Source organism: Mesorhizobium sp. M5C.F.Ca.IN.020.29.1.1 (genome assembly GCF_003997375.1).
Lineage (GTDB): Bacteria > Pseudomonadota > Alphaproteobacteria > Rhizobiales > Rhizobiaceae > Mesorhizobium > Mesorhizobium wenxiniae.
This window is the reverse complement of the sequence record NZ_RZSW01000519.1, coordinates 1-4,525: the sequence shown is the minus strand read 5'-3', so window position 1 is coordinate 4,525 and position 4,525 is coordinate 1. Positions and strand designations below refer to the sequence as shown.

Genomic DNA, 4,525 nt, shown 5'->3' with positions numbered 1-4,525 from the left:
CAGGGCAGCACATAACCCATGAAGCCTGTCGCCATCATCAGGAGGTAGATGATGCAGCCGAGTATCCACAGAAGCTCGCGCGGCGCCTTGTACGAACCGTAGTAGAGGCCGCGGAAGATGTGGATGTAGACCGCGACGAAGAAGAACGACGCGCCGTTCGAATGCATGTAGCGCAACAGCCAGCCCGAATTCACGTCGCGCATGATCTTTTCGACCGAATCGAAGGCAAGAGTGCTGTCCGCCGCATAATGCATGGCCAGCACGATGCCTGTCAGCATCTGCGCCGCCAGCATGAGCGCCAGGATGCCGCCAAAAGTGTACGCGTAGTTGAGGTTGCGCGGCACCGGATAGGCGACGAAGCTGTCATAGACCAGCCGCGGCAGCGGCATGCGGGCGTCGAACCAGCGTCCGATACCGGTCTTGGGCGTATAGGTCGAGTGTCCCTCGCTCATCGAAATATCCCTTAGCCTTAGCCGATACGGATCTTGGTGTCGGAAATGAACTGGAACACCGGCACCGTCATGTTCTCCGGGGCCGGCCCGCCGCGGACGCGTCCGGCCGTGTCGTATACCGAACCGTGACACGGGCAGAACCAGCCGCCGAACTCGCCTTCCTGGCCGAGCGGAATGCAGCCGAGATGGGTGCAGACCTGGACCATCACTATCCAGGCCTCTTTGCCCGGCATGGTGCGGTTGGCGTCCGTCGCCGGCGCATCGGCCGGCAGATTGGCGTTGCGGGCGAGCGGATCCTTGAGCTGGGCCAGATTGACCGCCTCGCCGTCCTTCATTTCTTGTTCGGTGCGGTTGCGCACCACAACCGGCTTGCCGCGCCATTTCACGACAAGCGACATCCCGGGCGTCAGCGAGGAGACGTCGACCTCGACCGAGGCCAGCGCCAGCGTCGAGGCATCCGGGCGCATCTGGTCGATGAACGGCCAGGCGACGGCACCCGCGCCGACCACCGCCGCCATACCCGTGGCGACGTAGAGAAAATCACGACGGTTGGGATCCTGGATGTCGGTTGCGCTCACGGGTGCCTGATCCTTTCGCCTCTTCCGTGCCGGTGGCCGAGGCTTGTTCCCCGCTCTTTCACGCCAACCCGACAGCGCATGGCGAACAGGCTTGCGAATTCCTCCGGCAATTGGCCTTCGGTTTATGCGTGAAGCCCGTTTTTGTCCAGACGGGTGAAGGCACAAGGGCAGATTGTCGCGGGGACGCAATTCGACGTCGGGCGGCGTGGCGACGGGCACATGTCGAACACGCCGAAAACGACCGTAAATCAACCGCAAAGCAGCGCCTGCGTTTGCCTCGACAGAAGCCCCGGCCTCGGTCTATCCTCGGCTCATGGCGCATGTCATCGACCGCGACAAATGGGCCAAGGCGCCCGACCGCTGGCCCGACCATTGGCAAGGCGAGCTGCAGTGCGGCACCTACGGCTCCAAAATCTGCCTGATCTTCAACTATCTGCAGGAGATCGGCGGCGGCCCGCGGCTGCACATGCATCCCTATTGCGAGATTTCCTCATTCGCACTGGCACCGGGCTGTTCACCGTCGGCGACCGGCAGATCGAGGCGTCGGCCGGCCAGATCCTGATCGTGCCGCCGAAAACGCCGCACAAATTCACCAATATCGGCCCAGGCCCGCTGGAGACCACCGACATCCACGAAAACGGCAGCTTCGTCACCGACTGGCTGGAGTAGACCATGATCCCGAAGGTCCGCGTCAGCGAAAAGTGGAACCGGTTTTCGGAATAATCGGGGGCAACTGGTGGTGTAAGTCTGACGCTGGGGTGCCGCCTCAGCTCGTACCGAACATTCGCGCCACCCCGGGAAATGTCGTCTCAGTCGAGGCTGGCCGGCGACGAGAACGGCTGATTGGCGTCGACCACGAAGATGGCCAGCTCATCGAGATCGGTTGTGCCGGCGCTGAACACTTCCATCGGCGTGTTGGCCCCGTGTCCGGTCATGGCCTTGCCGGCTTCGGCGTAGGTTACGCCGTGGGGCGTTCTCTGGCCGAGCTTGCCGGCCAGCACATAGAAGGCCTCCGGTCCCGGATGCGTATGGATCGGCGTCTTGGCACCGGGCGCTCCGCCGGCGCGGTTGACGCGCAGCAAATACTCGCTGGCGCTGATCGGCGGAAGGGGTCCGATCTCGACGACCTTGGCTCCGCCGGGCGTCGAGCCATCCTTCGGCCCAAGCGTGAACAGCCAGACCTTGCCCGCGACCTCCGCCGCAAGCGAGGTCGGGCCGGCAGCGCTCTGGGCCTGCGCCAGCGTTGGGAAATTTTCCAGCCGCCAAAACAATGGTCCGGGCGGCAGTTCCTTCAGCTTTTTCTCAACCACCGGCTTGACGGCGAATTTGCTGTCTGCCGGCATTGAGGCTGACGTCATCAGCCCGAAAGCCCACAGTGAGAACAGAAGCACGCCAATACGGCGGGCGCTGAGAGAATGCGGCTTCATGGTCGGTCCTCCTTTGCATGGTCGTCCCCTCGACCCAATATTAGCTGCTACCCCAATATTAGCTGCTACTAAGATAGCATCTGTGCCGCCTTACGGCACGACCAAATTTCGGGCCACCCAGAGATCGTCTGCCGCCAAAGAGGTCGGATCGCACGAAGGTCCGCTTGTGGCGCGACCGCGCCGGGCACTGGCAATTCGGCTGCACTGTAAATGCCGGCTGCAGCAGACATCCTGGCACCGACGTGGTCATGACCCCGCAGCAGTCACACTGATCCGGGCGGCGCAAAGAAGCAGAAGACGGTGGCCTGCGTCGGGTAAAGGCAGATGTGATAGTTGCCGTCGCTCGACCTGATCTCGCTGCCGTACGGGATCCGGAAGCTCTGTTTTCGCGTCACCAGATGGTGGTCGCCGGGGAACAGCACTACGGCAAAACCATCCGGCGCTTCCGTCACTGAGTTGGCCGGGATCATCTGGCAATCGCCGAGGGCGCCATCGCCGTTGCAGCAGCTGGGCGGGTAGTACCATCCCGTTCCTGCATCGTGCGCGCTGACACCCGGCGAACAAAGAGCCCCGCCCACGAAAATGGCGGCAACGGTCGGCAGGGGACGGGGTCTCAGCATTGAACCGATTCCAAATCTTCGGAACGACTGAGACATTGGATCGTCGCCGCACCCAATGTAACGAACAACTGGTGATAGATCGGTGAAAATTTGCCGAAAACAAAGATGTTCCGTCACCATTCAAGCCTTTGCAGGAAACTGCTATAATAAATTGGAAATCCCCCCGTGGGAGGCGGAGGATGGATTCCCGGGCTGCCCGGACATTCGCCATCAACGGCGTCATCGTCGATGTTGCCGGAGGGTTTGTGCGTGACCGGGAAGGGCGCGAGATCGCCCTCAGACCGCAGGCCTTCGACCTCCTGAAATATCTCTTGGAAAACGCCGGCCGACTGGTCACCAAAGATGAGCTGATGCAGGCAGTGTGGCCAGGCGTATTCGTAACCGACGACAGTCTGGTGCAATGCGTACGCGACATCCGCCGCGCGCTTCACGACGAGAGCCAGTCAGTACTCAAGGCCGTGCCGAAACGCGGATACAGGCTGGCGATCGTGGCCGCGGACCCGCCTTCGGCGCCGGTAAGGTGGAGATGGACCGCGGCGACTGTGGCGCTGGGCTTGCTGGCGGCAGGCGCAGTCTGGCTCTTCATGGGTCTCGCCATCGAGAAGCGTTCTGACACGGTCCTGCCATCCGTCGCGGTGCTGCCGTTTCAAGCGATCGGCGGTGAAGCAAGTGTTCAGCGTCTGGCCGGCGGGCTCACAGAGGATATCATTACCGATCTCGCACGGTTTCCGGAATTCCGGGTCATTGCCCATAACTCGACGGAAGTCTACGAAGGCAAGCCGGCCAACCCGACTGAGGTCGGTGCAGCGCTCGGCGCGGGCTTTGTGGTCGAAGGCTCGATTCAACGCCAAGCCGATCGCGTGCGGGTTACGGCTCAGTTCATCGACGCGAAGACCGGTAATCATCTATGGTCGAACCGGTGGGACCGGCCGGACCGGGACCTGTTTGCGATTCAGACGGAGATTGCCGAGCAGGTCTCCAACCGGCTTGGCGGCGGCGCCGGCCTGATCCAAGAGGCAGGCCGGATAACGGCGCACCGCAAACCTCCCGGCAACCTCAACGCCTACGAACTCTACCTCATCGGTACCGAGAAGCTGGAACAAATCAATCGCGCCGACGTCGAGGAAGCCATCAGACTTCTCAGCCGCGCCACCGAACTGGACCCTACGCTGGCCCGCGCCTGGGTGGAACTGCACCATTCGCATTCCGTGCTGGCCAGTTTCGACATCGAACCCGAAAAGAATCGACGTATCGCCGCCGAAGCCGCTAAACGTGCAGTCGCGCTCGATCCGGCCGATGCCGAAGCGCATGCCGTTCTCGCCCGGAGCCTGGTCGTAAAGGGCGATCTCGCGCGCGCCAAGGCGGAATTCGACGCTGCCCTGCGAATGGCTCCAAATCAGTTCGAGATCGTGACCTTTTATGTGCCTTGGGCTTCGACTTTTGGCGAG

General features: G+C 62.1%; 5 protein-coding genes and 1 pseudogene. 2 read left to right on the top strand and 4 right to left on the bottom strand.

Annotation, left to right across the window (positions count from 1 at the left end):
• Together EOA85_RS28660 and petA are read right to left on the bottom strand one after the other, a co-directional pair.
• The coding region (locus tag EOA85_RS28660; protein ID WP_164759941.1) for a cytochrome b N-terminal domain-containing protein at positions 1-452 on the bottom strand (452 nt) is incomplete at its 3' end.
• 17 nt (positions 453-469) lie between these two features.
• Positions 470-1,030, bottom strand: a complete 561-nt coding sequence (petA, locus tag EOA85_RS28655; RefSeq protein ID WP_029349928.1) for a ubiquinol-cytochrome c reductase iron-sulfur subunit — start codon at positions 1,028-1,030, stop codon at positions 470-472.
• A 313-nt stretch (positions 1,031-1,343) separates the two neighbouring features.
• On the opposite strand from petA, the pseudogene EOA85_RS28650 reads away from it, so the two are divergent.
• Positions 1,344-1,699 (top strand): annotated as a pseudogene (locus tag EOA85_RS28650) (cupin domain-containing protein).
• A 140-nt stretch (positions 1,700-1,839) separates the two neighbouring features.
• Here the strand turns inward: EOA85_RS28650 and EOA85_RS28645 are convergent.
• A complete protein-coding gene (locus EOA85_RS28645; RefSeq protein ID WP_127211994.1) occupies positions 1,840-2,457 on the bottom strand; it encodes a cupin domain-containing protein in 618 nt (205 codons plus the stop codon).
• Between the two features lie 263 nt (positions 2,458-2,720).
• Entirely contained in the window at positions 2,721-3,077 is a 357-nt protein-coding gene (locus EOA85_RS28640) for a hypothetical protein (protein ID WP_245486099.1), read from the bottom strand.
• Between the two features lie 179 nt (positions 3,078-3,256).
• Here EOA85_RS28640 and EOA85_RS28635 point away from each other — a divergent pair.
• The coding region (locus tag EOA85_RS28635) for a winged helix-turn-helix domain-containing protein (protein ID WP_206523393.1) at positions 3,257-4,525 on the top strand (1,269 nt) is incomplete at its 3' end.